Source organism: Lentiprolixibacter sp. (genome assembly GCF_982873095.1).
Genome location: NZ_CEYNTP010000281.1, coordinates 1 through 3,244, shown reverse-complemented (window position 1 = coordinate 3,244; position 3,244 = coordinate 1). Strand labels below are relative to the sequence as shown.

Genomic DNA, 3,244 nt, shown 5'->3' with positions numbered 1-3,244 from the left:
CTCCCATGGGGCGAGTTTTTTAGTTTTAGGAAAAATATTACAAAATGAAACGGATCTTATTAATGTTGTCATTGTGCCTTACGGCCAATGGCTTCGCCCAATCGAATGTAAATGAACTTTTCGCTGCCGGGCTCGATGACACGGAAAGGTTTATGAACGACTATCTCGCGCCGGTTTCTGAAGCCGCCATATACAGTATGGGAGGAAGCTGGTACAATACAGCTGATGCCAAACCGCTGGGAGGGTTTGAAATTTCAGTAATTGGTAACTTTTCTTTCTTTAAAAACAAGGATGATAAAAAAGGTTTTGTACTCAACACCGCAGATTATGAAAACCTGCAGTTTGTTGATGGCAGTACTTCCAAAACCGTCTCCACTGCCCTCGGGGATATCGAAGGAGTTAGGGTTTTTGTAGAGGATGAAAGCGGTTTACTGAGGGAGGAATTTGAGTTGCCTTCCGGACTTGCTGCTGAAAACATTAATTTTGTGCCATCTGGATTCCTGCAAGCCAGTGTTGGCCTGATCAAAGGGACTGAGGTAAAAGCCAGGTTCTTACCCAAGATCAATACCGATGAGGTATCGGTGGGCTTGTTTGGTGTGGGGATTCAACACGATTTCACAAAGCACCTTCCCGCTGACAAAGTTCTGCCTGTGGCCATTTCTGGGGTTATTGGCTACACGCGATTAACAGGCACCTACGACTTTACTTCTACCAACATAATAGATGGGGAAAACCAACGAATAGACTCCAAAATTGGTGTATGGAACTTTCAGGCGGTAGTTTCTACACGACTACCGATCATTAACTTCTATGGCGGTTTGGGTTACCTGTCCGGGAAATCGGATCTGGACATCCTGGGAACTTACATCGTAGCTGCAGGTCCATTTCCCGCGACCTATACGGATCCTTTTTCCATTAGTAGATCAATAAGCGGGGTAACGGCCAATGTCGGTACCAAACTAAAACTGGGATTTTTCCGCCTAAATGCCGATTATACCCTGGGGGAATTCAACCGTCTGACATTTGGGGTGAATTTTGGATTCAGGTAGGACATAAGGACTTACATCTTATACAAATAAAAAACAGCCTTCAAATCGAAGGCTGTTTTTCGTAACTATATGGAAAAATTAAGGGGGTTACTCTCTAAAGGCCAGGATATTGTCCTGGATATCTGCCAGTACTTCTCCATTCGTATGGTCTTTCCTGCTCACCGTATGGCTCGCCATCTCTGTTCCGGGATAATTGATAGTATACACCCCGTCCTGAACTTCCCAGTTGAAATCTGTCTTAAAGACCAGCGTATTGTTTTCGTATCGGTGGTACCTGCCGAGGTATACATCATTAAAGATCCATTCCTGACGGACGGACTCCCTGTTGGATGCATCTACTTCATTAATATCCAACCGGTACCATATCCCGATAACAGGATCATTGTTTTCCGGAATACGAGAACAGTTGCTCACTGAGATTATAGCAACAATTGCCATAAGGGAAAAGAACTTCTTCATGTAGGTATGCGTTGATTTGGGAACGTATTGAAGGACTAACGCTATTCTTCGCACCTCTATTGTTAAAATTCGATGTACTGCAAGCTTTTGTGGGAATCTTCGTTAAAGTGCATCCTTTTTTAACATTTTTGAATTGAAAATAAATTCAGCATCACCTTGGTCCCTGGGGAAATTTATCCGTCATCTAAGGATGACTTTTCCTTCAAAATTCCGTAATTTTGGCGCGTATTTGAACCCTTCATAAATGCACATCTCAGCGTGTTTTGAGCATGTAGAACTAATAACCATTAAAATCACTAGTACATGAAAGTTACCGTAGTAGGAGCAGGTGCTGTTGGTGCAAGTTGCGCCGAGTATATTGCCATAAAGGATTTCGCTTCCGAAGTTGTTTTATTAGACATCAAAGAAGGTTTTGCGGAAGGCAAGGCCATGGATTTGATGCAAACGGCCTCCCTGAACGGCTTTGATACCAAGATTACCGGGACAACTAACGATTACAGTAAAACCGCAAACAGCAATATCGTGGTCATTACCTCAGGAATTCCACGGAAACCGGGCATGACCAGGGAAGAGCTCATCGGGATTAATGCTGGCATTGTAAAGACGGTAACTACCAACCTTTTGGAACACTCTCCAAATGCCATTGTAATAGTGGTGAGTAATCCTATGGATACCATGACATATTTGGTGCACAAGAGTACAGACCTGCCCAAGAACAGGATCATAGGAATGGGAGGGGCACTGGACAGCGCGCGATTCAAATATCGCCTGGCAGAAGCCCTCGAAGCACCTATATCTGATATAGATGGAATGGTCATAGGAGGTCACAGTGACACTGGCATGGTTCCACTGATCCGTCACGCCACTCGAAACAGCGTCAAGGTCTCAGAATTCTTATCAGACGATAGGATGCAGGAGGTAGTGGAAGCTACCAAGGTAGGTGGGGCCACACTTACAAAGTTATTGGGAACCAGTGCGTGGTATGCGCCTGGAGCAGCTGTTTCATCACTTGTACAGGCGATTGCTTGTGATCAAAAGAAAATGTTTCCCTGCTCTGCTTTCCTTTCTGGGGAATACGGTTTGAATGATATCTGTATTGGAGTACCCGTGATCCTGGGGAAGAACGGTATTGAGAAAATCGTGGAAATTGAACTGAGCGATAAAGAGCAGGCGAAAATGAAGGAAAGTGCTGCAGGGGTTGGAAAAACCAACGGCCTGTTGGATGTTTGATACTCCCCCACATCGCTATAGCATTAAAAATGGGCACCTTAATACAGGTGCCTTTTTTGTACCATAACAGGGCGTCTGCCTCGCTTCGGGAAAATTGTAGAAGTACCTTGAAATATGAATTTACAACCCCCAACGCCCCCTATAATTCACTTAAATAAATTGTCAGTTCCTCTTGGAAATGATATATTTGCACGCTATTTACGAACACCATCATCAAATCAATATAATCCATGCAGAATAAAGGCCTTATAAAGCTTTTCGCTTTACTTTTCGGACTGGTTAGTATTTATCAGCTATCCTACACCTTTATCACGAGTAAGATTGAAACAGACGCAGAGCAATTTGCCGCTGTAAAAATCCCTTCTACAGAAGAAGACTATGTTTCCAAGCGTGAAGTCCTGGAAGCGCGGTACCTGGATTCGATAGGTAAAAATCCAATCCTGGGCTTTACGTCTTACGAAGAGGCCAAAACCAAGGAGCTCAACAAAGGGCTTGACCTTAAAGGG

Annotated in this window: 4 protein-coding genes; 3 read left to right on the top strand and 1 reads right to left on the bottom strand. The window is 44.0% G+C overall.

The genetic code is table 11. The features are described 5' to 3' along the window. The first annotated feature begins 44 nt into the window (after positions 1-44). Entirely contained in the window at positions 45-1,049 is a 1,005-nt protein-coding gene (locus AC4E7D_RS13195; protein ID WP_490174253.1) for a DUF6588 family protein, read from the top strand. An 87-nt stretch (positions 1,050-1,136) separates the two neighbouring features. Here AC4E7D_RS13195 and AC4E7D_RS13190 read toward each other — a convergent pair whose 3' ends face one another. Then, complete coding sequence (locus AC4E7D_RS13190; RefSeq protein WP_490174252.1) at positions 1,137-1,508, bottom strand: hypothetical protein; 372 nt, start codon at positions 1,506-1,508, stop codon at positions 1,137-1,139. A 303-nt stretch (positions 1,509-1,811) separates the two neighbouring features. On the opposite strand from AC4E7D_RS13190, the gene mdh reads away from it, so the two are divergent. Beyond that, positions 1,812-2,738 carry a malate dehydrogenase gene (gene mdh, locus AC4E7D_RS13185; RefSeq protein WP_490174251.1) on the top strand — a complete coding sequence of 309 codons (927 nt, stop codon included), beginning with the start codon at positions 1,812-1,814 and terminating at the stop codon, positions 2,736-2,738. 230 nt (positions 2,739-2,968) lie between these two features. Then, positions 2,969-3,244 (top strand): hypothetical protein (locus AC4E7D_RS13180; protein ID WP_490174250.1); only part of this gene is annotated, 276 nt, incomplete at its 3' end.

Coding starts and splice junctions, on each gene's coding strand:
- AC4E7D_RS13190 (WP_490174252.1), bottom strand. CDS start 1,508: ATGAAGAAGTTCTTTTCCCTTATGGCAATTGTTGCTATAATCTCAGTG.
- AC4E7D_RS13195 (WP_490174253.1), top strand. CDS start 45: ATGAAACGGATCTTATTAATGTTGTCATTGTGCCTTACGGCCAATGGC.
- mdh (WP_490174251.1), top strand. CDS start 1,812: ATGAAAGTTACCGTAGTAGGAGCAGGTGCTGTTGGTGCAAGTTGCGCC.